Genomic DNA, 23,957 nt, shown 5'->3' on the forward strand with positions numbered 1-23,957 from the left:
CCCCTGAATGAACTGGGACGAGACCGGACCCGAGACCGACGAGCCGACCGGCCCGGTCTTCGACGACCGGCTGGTCGACGCCGACGCGGACGGCGAGGACACCGCGGTCGAGGCGGCGCTGCGCCCCAAGGACCTGGAGGAGTTCGTCGGCCAGGAGAAGGTCCGCGAACAGCTCGACCTGGTCCTCAAGGCGGCCCGCGCCCGCGGCGCCACCGCCGACCACGTGCTGCTCTCCGGCGCACCCGGCCTCGGCAAGACCACCCTCTCGATGATCATCGCCGCCGAGATGAGCGCCCCGATCCGCATCACCTCGGGCCCCGCCATCCAGCACGCCGGCGACCTCGCGGCGATCCTCTCCTCCCTCCAGGAGGGCGAGGTCCTCTTCCTCGACGAGATCCACCGCATGTCCCGGCCCGCCGAGGAGATGCTCTACATGGCGATGGAGGACTTCCGCGTCGACGTCATCGTCGGCAAGGGCCCCGGCGCCACCGCGATCCCGCTGGAGCTGCCCCCCTTCACCCTGGTCGGGGCCACCACCCGGGCCGGACTGCTGCCGCCCCCGCTGCGCGACCGCTTCGGCTTCACCGGGCACATGGAGTTCTACGCCCCCGCCGAGCTGGAGCGCGTCGTCCACCGCTCCGCCCGCCTCCTGGACGTCGCCATCGACGCGGACGGCGCCGCCGAGATCGCCGGACGCTCCCGGGGCACCCCCCGTATCGCCAACCGGCTGCTCCGCCGCGTCCGGGACTACGCCCAGGTCAAGGCGGAGGGAGCGATCGACCGGGAGATCGCCGCGGCGGCCCTCAAGGTGTACGAGGTCGACGCCCGCGGACTCGACCGGCTGGACCGCGCCGTCCTCGGCGCCCTGCTGAAGCTGTTCGGCGGCGGCCCCGTCGGCCTGTCCACCCTCGCGGTCGCCGTGGGGGAGGAGCGCGAGACCGTCGAGGAGGTCGCCGAGCCCTTCCTCGTACGGGAAGGACTGCTGGCCAGGACCCCGCGCGGCCGGGTCGCCACCCCCGCGGCCTGGGCCCATCTGGGACTGGTCCCGCCGCAGCACGGAGCAAAGGGACAACAGGGCCTGTTCGGGGCGTGATATGTCACAGGTTCGCCCGGACAGGAACCTGGGTGCCATGCTGGGCGTTGTTCCATCGATGCGGACTCATCTAGACTCCGCCGATGCCGCCCTAACCGGTCGGTGTACCCACCCCCGTATATAGAGGCCGCATTCCAGTCGCGGTCGTGCGAAGGAATTCCCGTCCCGTGGATCTCATCACTCTTCTCCCCTTCATCGTGCTCATCGGGGCCATGTTCCTGATGACCCGCTCCGCCAAGAAGAAGCAGGCGGCGGCCGCGCAGATGCGCAACGACATGCAGCCCGGTACCGGCGTCCGCACGATCGGGGGCATGTACGCGACCGTGAAGGAAGTCCACGACGACACCGTGCTCCTCGAGGTCGCCCCCGGCGTCCACGCCGTCTACGCGAAGAACGCCATCGGCGCCGTCCTGGACGACGCGGAGTACAACCGCATCGTGCACGGCGACGACCAGGAGCTGGACGCGGACGGCACCGTCGTTCCCGACGACGCCTCCTCGCTGACCGGTGACGCCGACGCCGAGGTCGCCAAGATCGACCTGGGCAAGGACGACGCGGACGCCGAGCCCGAGGACGCCGTCGCCAAGGACGTCAAGGACGGCAAGGACGCCAAGAGCGAGGGCAAGACCGACGGCGACGCCGACTCCAAGTAGTTCTCACGATCCCGGGGACGTCGCGCGCCCACCGACGCGGGGCGTCCCCGGGACCGTGCGGTCGTCTGCGGGGGCAGGGTCCCCACTACACTTCGTGGCCGCTCGGGCGCGTACCCGGCGCGGGGCGGTTGGACAGGGAGAAACGAGAAGGTGGCAGCACCCAAGAAGGGCCGAGGGCCGTCCAGCGGTCAGGGCAGGCCGGGGCGTGCCCTGGCGCTGATCCTCATCGTCATGGTCGCGCTCGCCGGCGGGATGTTCCTGTCCGGGCACACCACACCCCGGCTGGGCATCGACCTGGCCGGCGGGACGTCGATCACGCTGGAAGCGCAGAACCAGCCCGGCAAGCCGAACGCGATCAACCCGACCAACATGGACACCGCGGTCGGGATCATCGAGCGGCGGGTCAACGGTCTTGGCGTCTCCGAGGCCGAGGTCCAGACCCAGGGCAACAAGAACATCATCGTCAACATCCCCAAGGGGACGAACTCCAAGCAGGCCCAGGAGCAGGTCGGCACCACCGCCCAGCTCTACTTCCGGCCCGTGCTGACGGTTCAGGCGAGCGGTCCCGAGACGCCCACGCCCTCCGGCTCCGCCACCCCCTCGGCCTCCGCCACCCCGAAGCCCGGCGAGTCCGCCCAGGGCGAGGACAAGGCCAAGGACGAGGAGAAGCCCCAGGGTGAGGAGGCCACCGGTTCGGAGGCCACCCCCTCGGCGAGCGCCACCACCCAGGGCCGCGCGGTCACCGGCGCCCTGAAGAAGGACGACCCGACCCCCGCCGCCTCCGACAAGCCGAAGGCGTCCGAGTCCCCCGAGGCGTCCCCCTCCGCCGACCCGGCCACGGCGAAGCTCCAGGAGGAGTTCGCCAAGCTCGACTGCACCGACCCCAAGCAGCGGACCGAGGCGGGCAAGAACGCCAAGGCCACCGACACGATCGTGGCCTGCGGCTCGAACGTCCCGGGCAGCTACGAGAAGTACATCCTCGGCCCCGCCGAGGTCTCCGGCAGCGACGTCGACGACGCCAAGGGCGCCATCGACCAGCAGACCGGCGAGTGGATCGTGTCCATGGAGTTCACCTCCAAGGGCGCGAAGAAGTTCCAGACGATCACCAGCCGGCTCTCGCAGCAGCAGCCGCCGATGAACCAGTTCGCCATCGTCCTCGACGGCGAGGTCGTCTCCGCCCCCTCGGTGCGCACGGCGCTCAGCAAGAACGCCCAGATCTCCGGCAGCTTCACCCAGCAGTCGGCCGAGGACCTCGGCAACATCCTCTCCTACGGCGCCCTGCCGCTGACCTTCAAGGAGGTCAGCGTCACCACGGTGACCGCCGCGCTCGGCAGCGAGCAGCTCCAGGCGGGCCTGATCGCCGGCGCGATCGGTCTGGCGCTGGTCATCATCTACCTGGTCGTCTACTACCGGGGTCTGGCGTTCATCGCGCTGCTGAGCCTTCTGGTCTCCGGCATCCTGACGTACACGATCATGTCCTTGCTGGGCCCGGCCATCGGCTTCGCGCTGAACCTCCCGGCGGTCTGCGGCGCCATCGTCGCCATCGGTATCACAGCGGACTCCTTCATCGTCTACTTCGAACGCGTCAGGGACGAGATCCGCGAAGGACGCACGCTGCGACCGGCCATCGAGCGCGCCTGGCCGCGCGCCCGCCGCACCATCCTGGTCTCCGACTTCGTGTCGTTCCTGGCCGCCGCGGTGCTCTTCATCGTCACCGTCGGCAAGGTGCAGGGCTTCGCCTTCACGCTCGGCCTCACCACGCTGCTCGACGTCGTCGTGGTGTTCCTCTTCACCAAGCCCCTGATGACGCTCATGGGCCGGACGAAGTTCTTCTCCAAGGGCGGCCCGTGGTCCGGGCTGGACCCGAAGCGGCTCGGCGCCCAGCCGCCGCTGCGCCGCTCGCGCCGTGTCAACGCCCCCACCGAACCGAAGGAGGCGTGAGATGTCGCGACTCGGCAATCTCGGCGCCCGGCTCTACCGCGGCGAGGTCGGCTACGACTTCATCCGCAACCGCAAGATCTGGTACGGCGTCTCGATCCTGATCACCATCACGGCCATCATCGGCGTGGCGGTCGGCGGCCTCCGCATGGGCATCGAGTTCCAGGGCGGCGCGGTCTTCACGACCGACACCAAGGCCCAGATCTCCACGGCTCAGGCCACCGACGTGGCGACCGAGGCCTCCGGGCACCAGGCCATCGTCCAGGAGCTCGGCAACGGCGGTCTGCGCATCCAGATCACCGAGGTCGACACCGCCAAGGCCAACGAGATCAAGGAGACCCTCTCCGACGAGCTCGGCATCCCCGCCAACGACATCAACGCGGACCTGGTCGGCCCCAGCTGGGGTGAGCAGATCGCCAACAAGGCGTGGACCGGCCTCGGGGTCTTCATGGTCCTGGTGGTGATCTATCTGGCCATCGCCTTCGAGTGGCGGATGGCCGTCGCCGCCCTCGTCGCGCTGATTCACGACATCACCATCACGGTCGGCGTCTACGCCCTGGTCGGCTTCGAGGTCACCCCGGGCACGGTGATCGGTCTGCTGACCATTCTCGGTTACTCCCTGTACGACACGGTGGTCGTCTTCGACAGCCTCAAGGAGGGCCAGAAAGACATCACCAAGCAGACCCGCTTCACGTACAGCGAGATCGCCAACCGGTCGATCAACAGCACCCTGGTCCGCTCCATCAACACCACCGTGGTGGCGCTGCTGCCGGTGGCCGGTCTGCTGTTCATCGGCGGCGGCGTCCTAGGCGCGGGCATGTTGAACGACATCTCGCTGTCGCTGTTCGTCGGTCTCGCCGCCGGTGCCTACTCCTCGATCTTCATCGCCACGCCGCTCGTCGCCGACCTCAAGGAACGCGACCCGCAGATGAAGGCCCTGAAGAAGCGCGTCCTGGCCAAGCGGGCCGCCGCGGCCGCCAAGGGCGAGTCCCCCGACGACGGCCCCGAGGACCGGCGCGACGACGCCGAGACGGCGGGCACGGCGATCGGCCGCCCCCGGTCGCACCGCACCCCCGGGAAGCGCTGAGCGATGACGAGCACCACCGAATCCATCAGGGAGCTGCTGCTCAGCCGGATCCGCGATGTCGCGGACTACCCGAAGCCGGGCGTGGTGTTCAAGGACATCACCCCGCTGCTCGCGGACCCGGTGGCCTTCACGGCGCTCACCGACGCCCTCGCGGAGCTGTGCGTACGGCACGGCGCCACGAAGATCGTCGGCCTGGAGGCGCGCGGCTTCATCCTGGCCGCGCCCGTCGCGGTCCGGGCGGGCATCGGCTTCGTCCCGGTCCGCAAGGCCGGAAAGCTCCCCGGAGCCACGCTCAGCCAGACCTATGAGCTGGAGTACGGCAGCGCGGAGATCGAGATCCACGCCGAGGACCTCGACGCCGACGACCGGGTCATGGTCATCGACGACGTCCTCGCCACCGGCGGCACCGCCGAAGCCTCGCTGGACCTCATCCGGCGGGCCGGCGCCCAGGTCGCGGGCGTCGCGGTCCTCATGGAGCTCGGCTTCCTCGCGGGCCGCGCCCGCCTGGAGCCGGGCCTCGCGGGCACCCCGCTGGAGGCGCTGATCACGGTCTGAACCCGCAGGCCACCGTCCGGCGACGGACACCGAGCACATCAGGATGGGCACCCGGGAACACCGGGTGCCCATCCCTCGTTGTGCAGGCTCCCACCGTCCCCGGGCGAGGTCCCGCCGGGGGATCGATACCATGGGCTCTCCGGGTACCCCGGATCCGCACGAGGAGCGCTCTTGCCAGACGAGGCCCAGTCAGCCGCCGCCCCGCAGCCCGACAAGCCCGTGGCGGCCCCCGCCACGCCGGAGAAGGCCGCGCCCTCCAACGCGCCGGAGCCCGCGCCCGCCGAGCCGGCCGCCGATACCGCGCGCCCCCGGGCAGCGAAGCCCGCCGCTCCTCCCGCGAAGCCCGCGGCCCCCGAGGCCCCGCCGAAACCGGCCGGGACGAAGGGCCCCGCGCAGCCTCCGGCCAGGAAGCCGGCCCCCGCCGCGCCCAAGCCCCCGCCGCCCGGACCCCCCGCGAAGGCCGCAGCCTCCACCGGCTCCGCCTCCCGCTCCGGCGGCTCCTCCAACCGCGTGCGGGCCCGCCTCGCCCGGCTGGGCGTACAGCGCTCCAGCCCGTACAACCCGGTCCTGGAACCCCTGCTGCGTACGGTCCGGGGCAACGACCCCAAGATCGAGACGGCCACGCTCCGCCAGATCGAGAAGGCCTACCAGGTCGCCGAGCGCTGGCACCGCGGCCAGAAGCGCAAGAGCGGCGACCCCTACATCACCCACCCGCTGGCCGTCACCACGATCCTGGCCGAGCTGGGCATGGACCCGGCGACGCTGATGGCGGGCCTGCTGCACGACACCGTCGAGGACACCGAGTACGGCCTGGACACCCTCAAGCGCGACTTTGGCGACCAGGTCGCCCTGCTCGTCGACGGCGTCACCAAGCTGGACAAGGTCAAGTTCGGCGAGGCCGCCCAGGCCGAGACCGTACGCAAGATGGTCGTCGCCATGGCCAAGGACCCCCGGGTCCTCGTCATCAAGCTCGCCGACCGCCTGCACAACATGCGCACCATGCGCTACCTCAAGCGGGAGAAGCAGGAGAAGAAGGCCCGCGAGACGCTGGAGATCTACGCCCCGCTGGCACACCGGCTGGGCATGAACACCATCAAGTGGGAGCTGGAGGACCTAGCCTTCGCGATCCTCTACCCCAAGATGTACGACGAGATCGTCCGTCTCGTCGCCGAGCGGGCCCCCAAGCGCGACGAATACCTCGCCATAGTGACCGACGAGGTCCAGTCCGACCTGCGCGCCGCCCGCATCAAGGCGACCGTCACCGGCCGCCCCAAGCACTACTACAGCGTCTACCAGAAGATGATCGTGCGAGGCCGCGACTTCGCCGAGATCTACGACCTGGTGGGCATCCGCGTCCTCGTCGACACGGTCCGCGACTGCTACGCGGCGCTCGGCACCGTCCACGCCCGGTGGAACCCGGTGCCCGGGCGGTTCAAGGACTACATCGCGATGCCCAAGTTCAACATGTACCAGTCGTTGCACACCACGGTGATCGGCCCCAGCGGCAAGCCCGTCGAGCTCCAGATCCGTACGTTCGACATGCACCGCCGCGCCGAGTACGGCATCGCCGCCCACTGGAAGTACAAGCAGGAGGCCGTCGCGGGCGCCTCCAAGGTCCGTACCGACGTCCCCAAGAACACCGGGCGCGGCCAGGACACGGTGAACGACATGGCGTGGCTGCGCCAGCTCCTGGACTGGCAGAAGGAGACCGAGGACCCCGGCGAGTTCCTGGAGTCCCTGCGCTTCGACCTCTCGCGCAACGAGGTCTTCGTCTTCACGCCGAAGGGCGACGTGATAGCGCTGCCCGCCGGCGCGACCCCCGTCGACTTCGCGTACGCCGTCCACACCGAGGTCGGCCACCGGACCATAGGAGCACGCGTCAACGGGCGGCTCGTCCCGCTCGAATCGACGCTCGACAACGGCGACCTGGTCGAGGTCTTCACCTCCAAGGCGGCCGGCGCCGGACCCTCCCGGGACTGGCTCGGCTTCGTCAAGTCGCCGCGCGCCCGCAACAAGATCCGCGCCTGGTTCTCCAAGGAGCGCCGCGACGAGGCCATCGAGCAGGGCAAGGACGCCATCGCGCGGGCCATGCGCAAGCAGAACCTGCCGATCCAGCGCATCCTGACCGGCGACTCGCTGGTGACCCTCGCCCACGAGATGCGCTACCCGGACATCTCCTCGCTGTACGCGGCGATCGGCGAGGGCCATGTCGCGGCGGCGGGCGTCGTCCAGAAGCTGGTGCAGGCCCTCGGCGGCCACGACGAGGCCAACGAGGACATCGCCGAGTCCACCCCGCCCTCGCACGGCGGCCGCAGCAAGCGCCGCGCCAACGCGGACCCCGGCGTCGTCGTCAAGGGCGTCGAGGACGTCTGGGTCAAGCTCGCCCGCTGCTGCACGCCCGTTCCCGGCGACCCGATCATCGGCTTCGTCACCCGGGGCAGCGGCGTCTCCGTGCACCGCGCGGACTGCGTCAACGTGGAGTCGCTCTCGCAGCAGCCCGAGCGGATCCTCGACGTCGAGTGGGCGCCCACCCAGTCCTCCGTCTTCCTGGTCGCCATCCAGGTCGAGGCGCTGGACCGCTCCCGGCTGCTCTCCGACGTCACCCGGATCCTCTCCGACCAGCACGTCAACATCCTGTCGGCGGCGGTCCAGACGTCCCGCGACCGGGTGGCCACCTCGCGCTTCACCTTCGAGATGGGCGACCCCAAGCACCTGGGCCACGTCCTGAAGGCCGTACGCGGCGTGGAGGGCGTCTACGACGTCTACCGGGTCACGTCGGCCCGCAGGCCGTAGGCGTCGCCGTAACCACTGCCGTGGCGTGACCGTACCGAGGTCACGCCACGGCCTTTTCCGTACGGCCACTGCGTCTTGACGCCCGGTGATTGACCCATGATTTTGCCCTGAGAATGCACCCCGATCCGGGTCGCTTCCGCGCCTACGGTCCTTGCATGACCACTTTTCAGGTGCCTCAGCGCATGAACTTCGCCGCCGTCTCTCCCAAGGTCTTCAAGGCGGTGCTCGCCCTCGACGCCGCCGCCCGCGAAGGGCTCGACCCCGTCCTGCTGGAACTGGTGCAGATCCGCGCCTCGCAGATCAACCGCTGCGCCTACTGCATCGATTACCACACCGGGGACGCCCGCAAGGCCGGGGAGTCGGAGGACCGGATCTACCAGCTCTCCGGCTGGGAGGAGTCGAGCCTGTTCACGGAGAAGGAGCGGGCCGCCCTCGCTCTGACCGAAGCCGTCACCCTGCTGCCCGGGGGAGTACCGGACACGGTGTACGAGGAAGCCGCACGCCACTTCGAGGAGAAGGAGCTCGCCCAGCTCATCGCCCTCGTCTTCACCGTCAACGCGTGGAACCGGATGAACGTCACCACGCGCAAGACACCCGGTACCCCGTGACCACCGTCGAGACCGGGACGACCACGGCCACCGGTCACTCACCCGTCAAGGGGTGGCTCGCCGTCATGGCGGTGACCCTGGGCATCTTCTCCCTGATGACCTCCGAGCTGCTCCCCGTGGGGCTGCTCACCCCCGTCGGCCAGGCCCTCGACGTCTCCGAGGGCACCGCGGGGCTCATGGTGACGGTGCCCGGTCTGGTCGCCGCGGTCTCGGCGCCCCTGGTGACCGTGGCGACCGGGCACATCGACCGCCGTATCGTCCTGGTGGTCCTGATCGGGCTGATGGGCGCGGCCAATCTGGCCTCCGCCTTCGCCACCAGCTTCACGGTGGTCCTCGTCGCCCGGTTCCTGATCGGCCTCAGCGTCGGCGGCTTCTGGTCCATCGCCGGAGGGATCGCCCTGCGGCTGGTGCCGGCCAGACATGTCGCCCGGGCCACCGCCGTGATCTTCGGCGGGGTGGAGACCGCGTCCGTCCTGGGGGTGCCCAGCGGAACGCTCATCGGCGACCTCAGCGGATGGCGTACCGCGTTCGCCGCCGTGGGCATCCTCGGTCTGGTCTCCCTGGCCTGCATGCTCTTCTTCATGCCCAGGGTCCCGGCCGGGCGGACCGTCACCTTCTCGGCTCTCCCGCAGGTCTTCAGGGGCAACGCCGGGGTCCGCGTGGGTATCGCCCTCACCTTCCTGGTGATCACCGGCCACTTCCTCGCCTACACGTTCGTCCGGCCGGTCCTCCAGGGCGACGGGGTGGCCGACAGCTCGATCAGCGTGCTGCTGCTGACGTTCGGAGTCGCCGGGATCTGCGGCAACTTCATCGCCGGGGCCCTCGTCACCCACCACCTCCGGCGCTGCGTCATGGGCATCTCGGTGGTCCTCACGACGGCCATGGCGATCCTCGCGCTCGCGGACACCGGCGCCTTCTCCGCGGGGGCGATCCTGGTCCTGTGGGGGCTGGGCTACGGCGCGGTGCCGGTCACCTTCCAGACCTGGATACTCGACGCCGCACCGGACGCCACCGAGGCGGCCACCTCGCTGTACGTCTCGGCGTTCAACCTGTCCATCGCGCTGGGCGCGCTCCTCGGCGGCTTCGCCGTCGACGGCATCGGCACCACGAGCGTGCTGTGGGCCGGCGCGGCGCTGACCGTACTGGCGCTGTTCGTGGCGGGCGGCGCCCGGCGCACGGGGGAACGCCCTGTTCCCCAGCCGTGAACATGGGCGAGGCCCCGGTACGCAACGCGTACCGGGGCCTCGCCTTGGTACGGCTTCTCAGCCGCCGAACTCCTCCAGGCCCTTCAGCGCCTGGTCCAGCAGCGCCTGGCGGCCCTCCAGCTCCTTGGCCAGCTTGTCCGCGCGGGCGTTGTTGCCCTGGGCGCGCGCGGTGTCGATCTGGCCGCGCAGCTTGTCCACGGCGGCCTGGAGCTGACCGGTCAGACCCGCGGCGCGGGCCCGCGCCTCCGGGTTCGTCCGGCGCCACTCGGACTCCTCGGACTCCAGGAGCGCCCGCTCCACCGCCTGCATCCGGCCCTCGACCTTCGGGCGGGCGTCACGCGGTACGTGGCCGATGGCCTCCCAGCGCTCGTTGATGGACCGGAACGCGGCGCGGGCCGCCTTCAGGTCCTTCACCGGCACCAGCTTCTCGGCCTCGGCGGCGAGCTCCTCCTTGAGCTTGAGGTTCTCGCCCTGCTCGGCGTCCCGCTCCGCGAAGACCTCGCCGCGGGCGGCGAAGAAGATGTCCTGGGCACCGCGGAAACGGTTCCACAGGTCGTCCTCGGCCTCGCGCTGGGCGCGGCCCGCCGCCTTCCACTCGGTCATCAGGTCGCGGTAGCGCGCCGCCGTGCCGACCCAGTCCGTGGAGCCGGACAGCGACTCGGCCTCGGTGACCAGCTTCTCCTTGGCCTTGCGGGCCTCCTCGCGCTGGGCGTCCAGCGCGGCGAAGTGGGCCTTGCGCCGCTTGGAGAACGCCGAGCGGGCGTGCGAGAAGCGGTGCCACAGCTCGTCGTCCGACTTGCGGTCGAGGCGGGGGAGACCCTTCCAGGTGTCCACCAGCGCCCGCAGCCGCTCACCGGCCGACCGCCACTGCTCGCTCCGCGCCAGCTCCTCGGCCTCGGCGACCAGCGCCTCCTTGGCCTGCTTGGCCTCGTCGGTCTGCTTGGCCTTCTGCGCCTTGCGCTCCTCGCGGCGCGCCTCGACCGTCGCGACGAGCGCGTCCAGCCGCTTGCGCAGCGCGTCCAGGTCGCCCACCGCGTGGTGCTCGTCGACCTGCTGCCGCAGATGGTCGATGGCCGTCGTCGCGTCCTTCGCCGACAGATCGGTGGTCTTCACCCGCCGTTCGAGGAGGCCGATCTCGACCACCATGCCGTCGTACTTGCGCTCGAAATAGGCCAGAGCCTCCTCAGGCGAACCGGCCTGCCACGATCCGACGACCTGCTCGCCCTCGGCTGTACGCACGTACACGGTGCCCGTCTCGTCGACGCGGCCCCACGGGTCGCTGCTCACAGCGCCTCCTCCACCTGATGCCTGCGAGGGGGTTCGCCCCCCGGGCATCGTCCACAGTTTCCTGGGGCGGGCATCGCCCGCCCTGCACAACGCCAATCTAGGCGACCGGCCGCCCGGCTGTCCGCACTCAGCGCGGCTGAAATTCTTCGCCCGGGCGGGCAAAGGGGCTCCGCCCGGGCGGAGCCCCTTTCCGTCGGCCGCCGTCCCGCGGGCTCAGCTCTTCTCGACGGAGACCTTCTCGACCGTCACGGCCTTCTTCGGGGCGCCGTCGCCCGCACCGCCCTCGACCCCGGCCGCGCCGACCTTCTCGACGGCCTTCAGCGAGGCGTCGTCCATCGTGCCGAACGGCGTGTAGGTGGGCGGGAGCTTCGTCTCCTTGTAGACCAGGAAGAACTGGCTGCCGCCGGAGTCCGGCTGGCCGGTGTTGGCCATCGCCACCGTGCCCGGCGGGTAGACGACCGTACCGTCGTCGCCCGCCTTGCCGAGCGCGTCCAGGTTCTCGTCCGGGATGTTGTAGCCCGGACCGCCCGTGCCGTCGCCCTTGGGGTCGCCGCACTGGAGCACGAAGATGCCCTGGGTGGTCAGCCGGTGGCACTTGGTGTCGTCGAAATAGCCCTTGTCGGCGAGCGCCTTGAAGGAGTTCACCGTCTCCGGGGTCTTCGCCGCGTCCATCGAGAACGCGATGTCGCCCTGGCTCGTCTTGAGCGACATCGTGTACGTGGCCTTCTTGTCGATCTTCATCGGAGGCGTGGGAGCCTTGCTCTCACTCTCCGAAGGCTCCGGAGTGGGGGTCTGGCTCGCCGCCGCCTCGCTCTTCTTGTCCTTGTCGTCGTCCCTGCCCGCCACGACGAACGCGCTCACGCCCACGACGGCGACCACGGCCACCGAGGCCGCGACGATCGCGGTGATGCGCCTCGTCCTGCGGCGGGCTTCCTCCCGGCGCTTCTGCTGGCGCTCGTACTTCAGCCGGGCGTTCCGCCGCCGCTGTTCGCTGCTGGACACCGGTTGGGCTCCTTGTTACGTCGTGGATCGTCGGATGGGGGCCTGAGCTGCCCGTACCGTATATGGGTTACCTGTGTCATGAGGAGCGCCGGTAGGCTCTGATCCGCCGCATCCTTGTACTGCGGGCCGCATCCTCCGCCGAACATTAAGGACGATCGTGCTTATTGCCGGGTTCCCCGCCGGGGCCTGGGGGACCAATTGCTATCTGGTCGCCCCCGCCGCCGGTGAGGAGTGCGTGATCATCGACCCGGGCCACCAGGCCGCCCAGGGCGTCGAGGAAGCGCTGAAGAAGCATCGGCTCAAGCCCGTCGCCGTCGTTCTCACCCACGGCCACATCGACCACGTCGCCTCGGTCGTGCCCGTCTGCGGCGCCCACGACGTCCCCGCCTGGATCCACCCCGAGGACCGCTACATGATGAGCGACCCGGAGAAGGCGCTCGGCCGCTCCATCGGGATGCCGCTCATGGGCGAGCTGACCGTGGGGGAGCCGGACGACGTCAAGGAGCTGACCGACGGGTCGAAGCTGACGCTGGCAGGGCTGGAGTTCGGCGTCTCGCACGCGCCCGGCCATACCAAGGGGTCGGTGACGTTCGGGATGCCCGAGGCCGCGGACATTCCGCCGGTCCTCTTCTCGGGCGACCTGCTCTTCGCCGGCTCCGTCGGACGCACCGACCTGCCCGGCGGCGACCACGCCGAGCTGTTGAAGTCGCTGGCCCGTGTGTGCCTGCCGCTCGACGACTCGACCGTGGTGCTGTCCGGCCACGGCCCCCAGACGACCATCGGCCGCGAGCGCGCCACCAACCCCTTCATGAACGGGTTGGAAGCGGCGCCGCGCCGAGGACTGTAGACGAGAGACGTATTCACGTGAGCACCTTTCAGGCCCCCAAGGGCACGTACGACCTGACCCCGCCCCGTTCCGCGAAGTTCCTGGCGGTGCGCGAGGCCATCTCCGCGCCCCTGCGCGACTCCGGCTACGGCTACATCGAGACGCCCGGCTTCGAGAACGTCGAGCTGTTCGCGCGCGGAGTCGGCGAGTCCACCGACATCGTCACCAAGGAGATGTACACCCTCACCACCAAGGGCGGCGACCAGCTGGCGCTGCGCCCCGAGGGCACCGCCTCCGTGCTGCGCGCGGCCCTGGAGGCCAACCTCCACAAGCTGGGCAACCTCCCGGTCAAGCTCTGGTACTCCGGCTCGTACTACCGCTACGAGCGTCCGCAGGCGGGCCGCTACCGCCACTTCTCGCAGGTCGGCGCCGAGGCCATCGGCACCGAGGACCCGGCCCTGGACGCCGAGCTGATCATCCTGGCCGACCAGGCTTACCGCTCGCTGGGCCTGCGCCAGTTCCGCATCCTGCTGAACTCGCTGGGCGACAAGGAGTGCCGCCCGGTCTACCGCGAGGCGCTCCAGACCTTCCTGCGCGACCTGGACCTCGACGAGGAGACCCGCCGCCGCATCGAGATCAACCCGCTGCGCGTCCTGGACGACAAGCGGGCCGACGTCCAGAAGCAGCTGACCGACGCCCCGAAGCTCCGCGACTACCTGTGCGACGCGTGCAAGGCGTACCACGAAGAGGTCCGCGCCCTGCTCACGGCGGCCGGGGTCGCGTTCGAGGACGACGAGAAGCTGGTGCGCGGCCTCGACTACTACACCCGTACGACCTTCGAGTTCGTCCACGACGGTCTCGGCTCGCAGTCCGCGGTGGGCGGCGGCGGCCGCTACGACGGCCTCTCCGAGATGATCGGCGGCCCCGAGCTGCCGTCCGTCGGCTGGGCGCTCGGCGTGGACCGCACGGTCCTCGCCCTGGAGGCCGAGGGCGTCGAACTCGACCTCCCCGCCACCACCAGCGTCTACGCGGTCCCCCTCGGCGACGAGGCCCGCCGGGCCCTGTTCGCCGTCGTCACCGAGCTGCGCCGCGCGGGCATCGCCGCCGACTTCGCCTTCGGCGGCCGGGGCCTGAAGGGCGCGATGAAGAGCGCCAACCGCTCGGGCGCCCGCTACACCCTGGTCGCGGGCGAGCGCGATCTCGCCGAGGGCGTCGTCCAGCTCAAGGACATGGAGTCCGGCGAGCAGACCGCGGTACCGCTTGCGGAGGCCGCGGCGGAACTGGCGAAGCGGCTGGGCTGACCGAGCCGTGAACGGGGCGCGGGCGGCGGGACCTCGGGTCCCGCCGCCCGCGCCCCGTCGCGTTCACAGCAGCCCGTGGCGCATCGCCCCCGTCACCGCCGCCGTCCGGTCGCTGACGCCCAGCTTCCCGAAGACCCGCAGCAGATGGGTCTTCACCGTCGACTCGCCGATGAACAGCCGCCGCCCGATCTCCGCGTTGGTGCACCCCTCCGCCACCAGCCGCAGCACCTGCGTCTCGCGCTCCGAGAGCCGGGGCACCTCCGGCGCTTCGCGCAACTGGTCCACCAGCCGGGTCGCCACCGTCGGGGCCAGCACCGTCTCGCCCCGGGCCGCGGCCCGGATCGCGTCCGCCAGCTCCGCCCGGCCCAGGTCCTTGAGCAGATAGCCGGACGCCCCGGCCTCCACAGCCCGCAGGATGTCGCTGTCGCTCTCGTACGTGGTGAGCACGACGACCCGGCACGGCAGCCCGGCCGCCCTGATCCGGCGGATCGACTCGACGCCTCCGCCGCCCGGCATCCGCAGGTCCATCAGCACGATGTCCGGCAGCAGCTCCGCGCAGAGCGCCTCGGCGCGAGGACCGCTGGACGCCTCGGCCACCACGGTCAGGTCCGGCTCGGCCTCCAGCATCCCGCGCAGCCCCTCCCGTACGACGGGATGGTCGTCGGCCAACAGGACACGGATCATCAGGTGCTCCTTCCGAGGGCGCCTTGGGGCAGTGGCAGGGACACGGTCACCGAGGTCCCGGAGCCCGGCGCGCTGCTGACCGTCGCGCAGCCGCCCGCCTCCTCGGCCCTGGCCCGAACACCGTCGAGGCCGTAACCCTCGCGAGGCGCCCGGGGATCAAAGCCGCACCCCTCGTCCCGTACGGACAGGGTCAGGGCGTCGGAGGAGTACGTCAGCACGACGGCCACCGGTACGGACGGACCCGCGTGCTTACGGGTGTTGGCGAGGGCTTCCTGGCAGGCGCGCAGGACGACCACCTCGTACGCGGTCGGCAGCGGCGTCACGTCCCCGTCCACCTTCAGCCGCGCCGGGGCCCCGGTCTGCGCGGTGTGCCGGTCGGCCAGCCGGCGCAGCGCGTCCGCCAGCGAGTTGCCCGCCAGGTCGGCCGGTGAACCGCCGGCCACCAGGGCCCGGGCCTCGGCGAGGTTCTCCCGCGCGGTCCGGGTCATCAGCGCGACATGCCGCCGGGCCTGCGGCAGATCGTGCTCCAGCTCGGACTCGACGGCCTGCGAGAGCATCAGCAGGCTGGTGAAGCCCTGGGCGAGCGTGTCGTGGATCTCCCGCGACATCCGCTCCCGCTCCGCCAGCGCCCCGTGGGCCGTGGACAGCCGGGCGATCTCCTCGCGGCCCGCCTCCAGCTCGGCGATCAGCGCGGCCCGTTCGCGGCTCTGGGCGATGATCCGCGTCGTCCACCGCCCCAGGAACGCGCTGAACGCGAAGGTCGCCACCGCCAGCAGCAGCCGGAACGCGGCCTCGCCCGCTGTCGGGTGCCACAGCAGCGTCCACCCCACGAACGGCACCGCGCCCATCCCGCCCAGCACCCACAGCGCGTCCCGCAGCCGCAGCAGCATGAAGCACTGCGGGGCCAGCGCGAACGTGACCAGCTGCGTCTCGCCGACCAGCATCGCGGTGGGCAGGAAGAGCAGCAGCGCTCCGGCCACATAGCGGCGGGCCGGCCCTTCGGCCCCGCTGCCGTCCAGCATCGCCGGCCGGCCCATCAGGACGTACCACGGCAGATTCAGCGCCACGATCGCGGCCGCCGTCAGGCGGACCGGCCACGACGGTTCGGCGGCTCCCAGCACCACGGCGAGGGTGACCGCCCAGACGACGGCGAAATACCCGTCCCAGGGGCGCACCGACCGGACCCAGACGTCGGAGTCGCGAGCCCCGCCCGTACCGGTCAGCCGTCGCGCCGGTTCTTCCAGCGAAACGTCAGCAGACACAGCAGCAACCCTCCGATGCACCACGCGCCCAGCACGAGGGCGATCCGTCCGAACTCCCAGCCGCCCGTCTGCTCCAGCACGGCGGCCGACTCGGGCAGGAAGACCCCGCGAAAGCCCTGGCACATCCACTTCAGCGGGAACAGGGCGCCGATGTTCAGCATCCAGTCCGGGAGCTGGCTCGCCGGGATGTAGACGCCGGAGACGAACTGGAGCACCAGGAACGGCAGGATGACCACCGAGCCCGCGCTCCGGCCCGACCCGGGCAGACTGCTGATCGCGATGCCGAGCAGCGCGCAGGCCGCCGTCCCGAGCAGGAAGATCCAGCCGAACGTCAGCCAGGTGGACACGTCCCCGGGCAGCTCAAGATCGTACAGTCCGACTCCGACCGCCAGCAGGACGGCCGCCTCCAGGGCCCCGGTGACCAGGACCAGCCACACCTTTCCCAGGAAGTAGGCGGCGGGCGGCATCGGTGTGGAGATCAGCCGGCGCAGCAGCCGCTCGTCGCGCTCGATCGCGATGGAGATGCCGAGCGACTGGAAGCTGGTCGCCATGATGCCCGCCCCGAGCATCGCGGCCACATAGATCTGCGAGACGGGGACCTCGCCGTCCGCCACCTCACCGCCGAAGATCGAGGCGAGCAGCACCAGAAGGACGACGGGGAAGGCGAGCGAGAAGACGACCTGGTCGCGCAGGCGGAAGAACTGCTTCAGCTCCAGACCGCCGCGCAGCAGACCCAGGCGCCACGCACCGGGCAGGCCGGTGGTGTCCTGTGCGGTCATCGGACGGCCTCCGACTGCCCGGTGAGCCGCAGATAGACGTCCTCCAGTGTGGGCCGGGTGACCAGCAGGCCGGGGACCTCTCCGCCGAACCGGTCGGCGAGCGCGGTGACCGTACGGGTCGGCGTCGCGGTCTCCTCGGAGCGCGGCGATCCGTCGGGCTCCGTCCACCGGACCGTGGCGCGGGTGCCGTACCGGGCCCGCAGCTCCCCGGGGGTCCCCGCGGCGACCGCGGCGCCCGAGGCGACGACCACGAGCCGGTCGGCGAGCGCCTCGGCCTCCTCCAGATAGTGCGTGGTCAGGAGGATGGTGGTGCCGTCGTCCGCGAGCAGCCGGATCAGCTCCCAGAACTGCCGCCGGGCCGCCGGATCGAAACCGGTGGTCGGCTCGTCGAGCAGGAGGAGTTCGGGGGAGCCGATCACTCCGAGCGCCACATCGAGGCGGCGGCGCTGACCGCCCGAGAGGGCCTTCGTCCGGGATCCCGCCTTCGCCTCCAGACCGACCAGGGCGATGGTCTCGTCGGGGTCGCGCGGGCGTGGATAGTAGCGGGCGAAGTGCCGGACCGTCTCCCGCACCGTCAACTCGGCGGGAGCGGATTCATCCTGCCAGACGATCCCGACTCGGGACCGTTGACGGCGGTCGGCCGTCGCGGGGTCGACGCCGAGGACTTCCACCTGGCCGCCGTCCCGGTCCCGCTGCCCCTGGAGCACTCCCACACAGGTGCTCTTCCCGGCGCCGTTCGGGCCGAGCAGTCCGCACACCTCGCCCCGCCGGATGCCCAGGTCCAGGCCGTCCAGCGCGGTCACACCGCCGTATCGCTTGCGCAGTCCGCGCACGTTCACCACGAGTTCCGTCATGGGTCCGAGCCTTCCGTGCGGCCGACGATCCGCTGCCCACCGGTCGTACACCTTTATGTCCATCGAACGGTGGACCGGTACGGGGGTGCGGCACAATGACCTTGCCCGGCTGACCACTCGGTGACGGAACGGCGATATGACGACTGCTGCGGTAGACCACGGCCTCTCCTCCGACCAGGACGAGGGCGGCCGCAAGCGCGCCTTCGGGGCCGGACGCGGTCTTGCCCTGCTGCTGGTGATCACCGGCGCGGCCGGTCTGCTGGCCTCCTGGGTCATCACGATCGACAAGTTCAAGCTGCTGGAGGACCCCTCCTTCACGCCCGGTTGCAGCCTCAACCCCGTCGTCGCGTGCGGCAACATCATGAAGAGCGAGCAGGCCTCCGCGTTCGGGTTCCCCAACCCGATGCTGGGCTTGGTCACGTACGGCATGGTCATCGCGATCGGGATGGGGCTGCTCGCCGGGGCCCGTTACCGCGGCTGGTTCTGGCTCGGGCTGAACGCCGGGACGCTGTTCGGGGTGGGCTTCTGCACCTGGCTCCAGTACCAGTCCCTGTACAACATCAACTCGCTCTGCCTGTGGTGCTGCCTGGCCTGGGTCGCCACCATCGTCATGTTCTGCTACGTGACCACGCACAACGTCAAGAACCGCATCCTCCCGGCCCCGTCCTGGCTGCGGAACGGGCTCACCGAGTTCCCCTGGGTGCTTCCGGTGATGTGGATCGGGATCATCGGCATGCTGATCCTGACCCGCTGGTGGGACTTCTGGACCAGCTGAGCCGCCGGACCCGCCCCTGGTGGGGCTGTCAGTGGGGTCGCTTAGGCTTCATGACGTGGAGCCCGACCTCTTTACCGCAGCCGCCGAAGACCGCCAGGAGAAGGACCCGTCCAGCAGCCCCCTCGCTGTCCGGATGCGTCCGCGCACCCTCGACGAGGTCGTCGGCCAGCAGCATCTGCTGAAGCCGGGCTCGCCCCTGCGCCGTCTCGTCGGCGACGGGGGAAGCGGTCCTGCGGGGGCGTCCTCCGTCATCCTGTGGGGCCCGCCCGGCACCGGTAAGACCACTCTGGCGTATGTGGTCAGCAAGGCCACCAACAAACGTTTCGTGGAGCTCTCCGCGATCACCGCGGGCGTCAAGGAGGTCCGGGCCGTCATCGAGAGCGCGCGCCGCGCCACCGGTGGCTTCGGCAAGGAGACCGTTCTCTTCCTGGACGAGATCCACCGCTTTTCCAAGGCCCAGCAGGACTCGCTGCTCCCCGCCGTGGAGAACCGCTGGGTGACGCTCATCGCCGCCACCACGGAGAATCCGTACTTCTCGGTGATCTCCCCGCTGCTCTCGCGCTCCCTGCTGCTCACCCTGGAGCCGCTGACCGACGACGACCTGCGCTCGCTGCTGCGCCGGGCGCTGACCGAGGAGCGGGGGCTCGGCGGGGCGGTCACCCTGCCCGAGGACGCCGAGGCGCATCTGCTGCGGATCGCCGGCGGCGATGCGCGGCGTGCGCTCACCGCGCTGGAGGCCGCGGCCGGTGCGGCCATCGCCACGCAGGAGGCGGAGATCACGCTGGAGACGGTCGAGGCGACCGTCGACCGCGCCGCCGTGAAGTACGACCGTGACGGCGACCAGCACTACGACGTGGCCAGCGCGCTCATCAAGTCGATCCGCGGCTCCGACGTGGACGCCGCCCTGCACTATCTGGCCCGGATGATCGAGGCGGGGGAGGACCCCCGGTTCATCGCCCGGCGGCTGATGATCTCGGCCAGCGAGGACATCGGGCTCGCGGATCCCACCGCGCTGCCGACGGCGGTGGCGGCCGCCCAGGCCGTCGCCATGATCGGCTTCCCGGAGGCGGCGCTGACCCTCAGCCACGCCACGATCGCCCTCGCGCTCGCGCCGAAGTCCAACGCGGCGACGCTCGCGATCTCCGCCGCGCAGGAAGACGTACGCAGAGGGCTCGCCGGACCCGTCCCGGCCCATCTGCGCGACGGTCATTACAAGGGCGCCGCCAAGCTCGGCCACGCCCAGGGCTATGTCTATCCGCACGACGTGCAGGGCGGCATCGCCGCCCAGCAGTACGCCCCGGACGCCGTCCGGGACCGGCAGTACTACACCCCCACCCGCTACGGCGCCGAGGCGCGGTACGCGGACGTCGTCGAGCGCGTCCGCGAGCGCCTCGGCCGCGCCGGCGAGGGCGGCGAGCAGGCGTAGGGGCTTCTACGCCGCCCGGGTCAGGACGCGGCCGCCTCGAAGAGGGTGTGCATGGCGCGGCGCAGCTCCGTGACATCGCGCACGGGCTCGGGGAACTCGAAGCGGGCGTCGAAGCACGCGTCCCTGCTCTCGATGAAGCGGACCCGCAGCCCGAACCGGTCCAGTGCCACGGGCACGGCGTTCGGCTGATCCGGCGCGCAGGCCCGGGCCGTCCGCTCGCCCAGCAGCCCGCACAGGGTGCGCATCTGCTCGTCGTGGGCGGAGGCCAGATGCTGGAGCAACTCCGCCTCGTGGTGGACCAGCGGATCGGGGGCCGCGTCACGGAAGTCCTCCGGCTCGATGTCCTCGGCGCCCCAGAGGTCGTCCACGTACGCCTCGCCGAACTCCAGGCGCAGCATCATCCGGCCGGGCTCGGCGATGCCGGGCACGGAGGTGAGCCAGCCGGAGACCCAGGCGCGGCCGCGGATCCGGTGCGGTACGGAGACCGGAGCGACGTCCGTGATCTCCAGCACGGCGGTCAGCTCGTCGCCCTGCGCGTGCGTCGCGGCCCGTACCGCCGGGGAATCCGCGGGGAATTCGAGGAACACATCCCCCTCGGGCCCCACGCTCCGGCTGTCCGGGACCAGGGCTTCGGCGCGGGCCAGATCGAGCCCCGGTACGACCAGCAGCGCGGAGCAGGTACTCTGTACGAGAGTTCGTGTGCGCTCGGCTGCTGACGGCATCCGAGTGTTTTCTAGCCCGCTGGGACGCGGCTGACCACGATCTGATCGGCCTTCCGTCGTAGCAGCATCCTCCTCTGAGGTGCTGCCGCTGTCTGTGCTGTCCGTGACGTGAGTGGTGTTCCCAGGGCGAGACATGCGATCTCCTTGAGTAAGGTAAGCCTAACCTAACCTACAACGGAGGTCTGGAGAACGTGCCTAACCAGTCGCGTCCCAAGGTCAAGAAGTCGCGTGCCCTCGGCATCGCCCTGACGCCCAAGGCTGTCAAGTACTTCGAAGCTCGTCCGTACCCGCCGGGCGAGCACGGCCGTGGCCGCAAGCAGAACTCGGACTACAAGGTCCGTCTGCTGGAGAAGCAGCGCCTGCGTGCGCAGTACGACATCAGCGAGCGCCAGATGGTGCGCGCCTACGACCGTGCCAAGAAGGCCGAGGGCAAGACGGGCGAGGCGCTGGTCGTCGAGCTCGAGCGCCGTCTCGACGCCCTGGTCCTGCGTTCGGGCATCGCCCGCACCATCTACCAGGCCCGTCAGATGGTCGTCCACGGCCACATCGAGGTCAACGGCGGCAAGGTCGACAAGCCGTCCTTCCGCGTGCGCCCGGACGACATCGTCCAGGTCCGCGAGCGCAGCCGCTCCAAGGTCCCCTTCCAGGTGGCCCGCGAGGGTGGTTACGACACCGAGGGTGAGACCCCGCGCTACCTCCAGGTGAACCTGAAGGCCCTGGCCTTCCGCCTGGACCGGGACCCGAACCGCAAGGAGATCCCGGTGATCTGCGACGAGCAGCTCGTCGTCGAGTACTACGCCCGCTGATCCAGGCGTAGCCGCTCTCACCAGCGCTCCGGCCCGCCCCTCCCGGTCATCCGGGAGGCGGCGGGCCTTCGCGTTCCCCCGGGCCCGCCCGGCGCCGGCACCCCGCCCGCACCCGGCGCACCCGGTCCGCCACCGGCCAGGGCCCGGTCGACCGCCGTGGCCGGATCCAGCCGCCGCCCCGCCCGCAGCCCCTCCTCGTACGCCGCGTTCCCCAGCTCCCGGCGCGCCTGCTCCTCGCACTCCACCCTTGGCCGCCCGTAGAACGCCGAGCCGAACAGCTGCAACCCCACCGACGGCCAGATGCCCTCCGCCGCCCCCTGGAGCACGGCGGCCTCCCCGGCATCCCCCTCCACCGCCGTCACCAGCGCCAGCAGCTCCAGCGACAGCACCGTGCCCAGCAGATCGTTGAACGTCCGGCCGATCGTCAGACACTCGCCGAGCATCTGCCGCGCCCGGGCCGGCCGCCCCCGCCGCAGCGCCGCGTACGCCAGGACGTACAGCGCGTACGCCAGCGCCCACCGCTCCCCGTGGTCCTCGCAGATCTCCCGGACCTCGTCGCAGATCACCGCCGCCGCGTCCAGATCGCCGAGGAACGCCACCGCCATGGCCAGCTCCACCTGCGCCATCAGGACGTTGCTGTTCAGCTCGCCGACTTCGCGGTACCGGCCGAGCGCCTCGCGCAGCAGCTCCTCGGCGCGCTCCATGTCGTCCGTCACGATCGCCAGACACCCCGTGCGGTGCACCGCGTACGCCAGCGCCGTCGCGTCCCCGCAGCGCTCGGCCTCCTCCCGGCACTCCTGGAGCGCCGAGATCGCGCCCACCGCGTCGCCCTGGAGCACCGCCACATAGCCCAGCACCCACAGCACCTTCAGCCGTGCGGCATCGTGCGGGGTCGGCTCCTCCAGAACATGGTCCAGCCAGTGCCGCCCCTCGGACAGCCGCCCGCAGCCGGTCCAGTAGAACCACAGGGTGCCCGCCAGATGCTGCGCGAGATGCACCTCGTCGGGGCTCTCCATCGAACATTCCATCGCCCGGCGAAGATTGGGCAGTTCGCTGTCGATCCGCGCCGCCACCTCCGCCTGGCGCGGACTGAACCAGTCCAGCTCGCACCAGGTCGCGAGCCCCAGGAACCAGTCCCGGTGCCGGCGCCGCAGCCGCTGGGCGTCCCCGGCCGCCGCCAGCCACCGCGCCCCGTACTCGCTGACCGTGTCCAGCAGCCGGTAGCGGGCCCCGGCCGGGCCGTCCTCGCGCTCCACCACCGACTGCGCGATCAGCTCCTCCAGCACATCGAGCACCGAGTCCGCCGGCAGATCCGTCCCGCCGCAGATGTACTCCGCGGCCTCCAGGTCGAACTGCCCGGCGAAGACCGAGAGCCGCGCCCACAGCAGCCGCTGCTCGGGCGTGCACAGCTCATGGCTCCAGCCGATCGCCGTCCGCAGCGTCTGATGGCGCTGCGGCGCACCGCGACGGCCGCCGGTCAGCAGCCGGAACCGGTCGTCGAGGCGCAGCAGCACCTGCTCCACCGAGAGGGCGCGCAGCCGCCCGGCCGCCAGCTCCAGGGCCAGCGGAATGCCGTCGAGGCGGCGGCAGAGCTCCAGCACGGCCGACCGCTCGTCCGCCGCGGGCTCCCAGCCCGGCCGCACCCCGCGCGCCCGTTCCGAGAACAGCTCCACCGCGTCCCCGTCGGACATCGGGGCGAGCGGATACGTCCGCTCCCCGTCCACCCGCAGCGGGCAGCGCCCGGCCGCGAGCACCTGGAGACTCGGGGCCCGGCGCAGCAGATCGGTGACGAGGTCGGCACAGGCGTCGACGAGATGCTCGAAGCCGTCGATCACCAGCAGCGTCCGGCGCTCGCGCAGGTGCTCGACGAGGACAGCGCGCGGCGGCCGGCTGGTGTGATCGGCCAGCCCCAGAGCGTCGATCAGCGCGTGTTCCAGCAGGTCGGCATCGCGGACGGTGGACAGCTCGGCCAGCAGAACCCCGTCGCAGTACCGTTTCTCCCGGAGCGCGGCGACCCGGATGACGCACCGGGTCTTGCCCACCCCCGCCACTCCGGCGACGGTGACGAGCCGGGACTCCTCCAGCAGCCCGCCCAGCTCGGCCAGTTCGTCGTCCCGGCCCACGAACCTGGTCAGTTCGGCCGGGAGGTTGCCGGGCGTCGCCGCGGGACGGGCGTCGGGATCGTCGGGATTCGGGCAGGGGACGTGCAGGCGTCGCATGAAACACGGAGCGTACTGGCTTGAAAGCTCTCCGTACAATCTCGCCGGACAACTCCCGCCCGGCCCACGGGGAATGCGGTAG

At 71.0% G+C, this 23,957-nt stretch carries 21 protein-coding genes; 13 read left to right on the forward strand and 8 right to left on the reverse strand.

Going from position 1 to position 23,957, the window contains the following annotated elements; all coding sequences use genetic code 11:
• Positions 1-7 precede the first annotated feature (7 nt).
• The 8 genes from ruvB to A3Q37_RS25820 all read left to right on the forward strand — a co-directional run bounded on the left by ruvB (position 8) and on the right by A3Q37_RS25820 (position 9,932).
• On the forward strand, positions 8-1,093 hold the full coding sequence (ruvB, locus tag A3Q37_RS25785; protein WP_065488021.1) for a Holliday junction branch migration DNA helicase RuvB: 1,086 nt from the start codon (positions 8-10) through the stop codon (positions 1,091-1,093).
• A gap of 167 nt (positions 1,094-1,260) precedes the next feature.
• Positions 1,261-1,746 carry a preprotein translocase subunit YajC gene (gene yajC / locus A3Q37_RS25790; protein ID WP_065488022.1) on the forward strand — a complete coding sequence of 162 codons (486 nt, stop codon included), beginning with the start codon at positions 1,261-1,263 and terminating at the stop codon, positions 1,744-1,746.
• Positions 1,747-1,896: 150 nt separating this feature from the next.
• Positions 1,897-3,687, forward strand: a complete 1,791-nt coding sequence (secD, locus tag A3Q37_RS25795) for a protein translocase subunit SecD (RefSeq protein WP_065488023.1) — start codon at positions 1,897-1,899, stop codon at positions 3,685-3,687.
• Between the two features lies 1 nt (position 3,688).
• Positions 3,689-4,771, forward strand: coding sequence for a protein translocase subunit SecF (gene secF, locus A3Q37_RS25800; RefSeq protein ID WP_065488024.1), 1,083 nt, complete (start codon positions 3,689-3,691; stop codon positions 4,769-4,771).
• Between the two features lie 3 nt (positions 4,772-4,774).
• On the forward strand, positions 4,775-5,326 hold the full coding sequence (locus tag A3Q37_RS25805; RefSeq protein ID WP_065488025.1) for an adenine phosphoribosyltransferase: 552 nt from the start codon (positions 4,775-4,777) through the stop codon (positions 5,324-5,326).
• Between the two features lie 171 nt (positions 5,327-5,497).
• A complete protein-coding gene (locus A3Q37_RS25810) occupies positions 5,498-8,119 on the forward strand; it encodes a bifunctional (p)ppGpp synthetase/guanosine-3',5'-bis(diphosphate) 3'-pyrophosphohydrolase (RefSeq protein ID WP_065488026.1) in 2,622 nt (873 codons plus the stop codon).
• 155 nt (positions 8,120-8,274) lie between these two features.
• The gene (locus tag A3Q37_RS25815) at positions 8,275-8,727 is read left to right on the forward strand and encodes a carboxymuconolactone decarboxylase family protein (protein ID WP_176711513.1); all 453 of its coding nucleotides are present in this window, start codon (positions 8,275-8,277) and stop codon (positions 8,725-8,727) included.
• Positions 8,724-9,932, forward strand: a complete 1,209-nt coding sequence (locus A3Q37_RS25820; RefSeq protein WP_065488028.1) for an MFS transporter — start codon at positions 8,724-8,726, stop codon at positions 9,930-9,932. The genes A3Q37_RS25815 and A3Q37_RS25820 overlap by 4 nt, the downstream gene beginning before the upstream one ends.
• Positions 9,933-9,989: 57 nt before the next feature.
• Here the strand turns inward: A3Q37_RS25820 and A3Q37_RS25825 are convergent, their stop codons facing one another.
• Positions 9,990-11,219: a DUF349 domain-containing protein gene (locus A3Q37_RS25825; protein ID WP_065488029.1), complete on the reverse strand. Its 1,230-nt coding sequence runs from the start codon at positions 11,217-11,219 to the stop codon at positions 9,990-9,992.
• 213 nt (positions 11,220-11,432) lie between these two features.
• On the reverse strand, positions 11,433-12,221 hold the full coding sequence (locus tag A3Q37_RS25830; RefSeq protein ID WP_065488030.1) for a peptidylprolyl isomerase: 789 nt from the start codon (positions 12,219-12,221) through the stop codon (positions 11,433-11,435).
• A gap of 157 nt (positions 12,222-12,378) precedes the next feature.
• Between A3Q37_RS25830 and A3Q37_RS25835 the strand changes: the two genes are divergently transcribed.
• The gene (locus tag A3Q37_RS25835; RefSeq protein WP_065488031.1) at positions 12,379-13,068 is read left to right on the forward strand and encodes an MBL fold metallo-hydrolase; all 690 of its coding nucleotides are present in this window, start codon (positions 12,379-12,381) and stop codon (positions 13,066-13,068) included.
• 17 nt (positions 13,069-13,085) lie between these two features.
• A complete protein-coding gene (gene hisS / locus A3Q37_RS25840) occupies positions 13,086-14,348 on the forward strand; it encodes a histidine--tRNA ligase (RefSeq protein WP_065488032.1) in 1,263 nt (420 codons plus the stop codon).
• Between the two features lie 63 nt (positions 14,349-14,411).
• On the opposite strand, the gene A3Q37_RS25845 is transcribed toward hisS, so the two are convergent.
• From A3Q37_RS25845 to A3Q37_RS25860, 4 genes are read right to left on the reverse strand one after another with little or no spacing between them, the layout of a single operon-like run.
• Positions 14,412-15,032: a response regulator transcription factor gene (locus A3Q37_RS25845; protein ID WP_065488033.1), complete on the reverse strand. Its 621-nt coding sequence runs from the start codon at positions 15,030-15,032 to the stop codon at positions 14,412-14,414.
• On the reverse strand, positions 15,032-16,294 hold the full coding sequence (locus A3Q37_RS25850) for a sensor histidine kinase (protein WP_065488034.1): 1,263 nt from the start codon (positions 16,292-16,294) through the stop codon (positions 15,032-15,034). The genes A3Q37_RS25845 and A3Q37_RS25850 overlap by 1 nt, the downstream gene beginning before the upstream one ends.
• Positions 16,252-17,073, reverse strand: coding sequence for an ABC transporter permease (locus tag A3Q37_RS25855; RefSeq protein ID WP_065488035.1), 822 nt, complete (start codon positions 17,071-17,073; stop codon positions 16,252-16,254). The genes A3Q37_RS25850 and A3Q37_RS25855 overlap by 43 nt, the downstream gene beginning before the upstream one ends.
• Entirely contained in the window at positions 17,070-17,927 is an 858-nt protein-coding gene (locus A3Q37_RS25860) for an ABC transporter ATP-binding protein (RefSeq protein WP_065488036.1), read from the reverse strand. Before A3Q37_RS25860 ends, A3Q37_RS25855 begins: the two co-directional genes overlap by 4 nt.
• Positions 17,928-18,063: 136 nt before the next feature.
• On the opposite strand from A3Q37_RS25860, the gene A3Q37_RS25865 reads away from it, so the two are divergent.
• Together A3Q37_RS25865 and A3Q37_RS25870 are read left to right on the forward strand one after the other, a co-directional pair.
• Positions 18,064-18,702 (forward strand): vitamin K epoxide reductase family protein, encoded by a 639-nt coding sequence (locus A3Q37_RS25865; RefSeq protein WP_065488037.1) that lies wholly within the window; start codon positions 18,064-18,066, stop codon positions 18,700-18,702.
• 55 nt (positions 18,703-18,757) lie between these two features.
• Positions 18,758-20,128 carry a replication-associated recombination protein A gene (locus A3Q37_RS25870; protein ID WP_065488038.1) on the forward strand — a complete coding sequence of 457 codons (1,371 nt, stop codon included), beginning with the start codon at positions 18,758-18,760 and terminating at the stop codon, positions 20,126-20,128.
• 20 nt (positions 20,129-20,148) lie between these two features.
• Here A3Q37_RS25870 and A3Q37_RS25875 read toward each other — a convergent pair whose 3' ends face one another.
• On the reverse strand, positions 20,149-20,850 hold the full coding sequence (locus A3Q37_RS25875) for a DUF2470 domain-containing protein (protein ID WP_065488039.1): 702 nt from the start codon (positions 20,848-20,850) through the stop codon (positions 20,149-20,151).
• 191 nt (positions 20,851-21,041) lie between these two features.
• On the opposite strand from A3Q37_RS25875, the gene rpsD reads away from it, so the two are divergent.
• Positions 21,042-21,656, forward strand: coding sequence for a 30S ribosomal protein S4 (gene rpsD, locus A3Q37_RS25880; protein ID WP_065488040.1), 615 nt, complete (start codon positions 21,042-21,044; stop codon positions 21,654-21,656).
• 17 nt (positions 21,657-21,673) lie between these two features.
• On the opposite strand, the gene A3Q37_RS25885 is transcribed toward rpsD, so the two are convergent.
• A complete protein-coding gene (locus A3Q37_RS25885; RefSeq protein WP_065488041.1) occupies positions 21,674-23,875 on the reverse strand; it encodes an AAA family ATPase in 2,202 nt (733 codons plus the stop codon).
• Between the last annotated feature and the right edge of the window lie 82 nt (positions 23,876-23,957).

It is taken from the genome of Streptomyces sp. PTY087I2 (assembly GCF_001687325.1).
Lineage (GTDB): Bacteria > Actinomycetota > Actinomycetes > Streptomycetales > Streptomycetaceae > Streptomyces.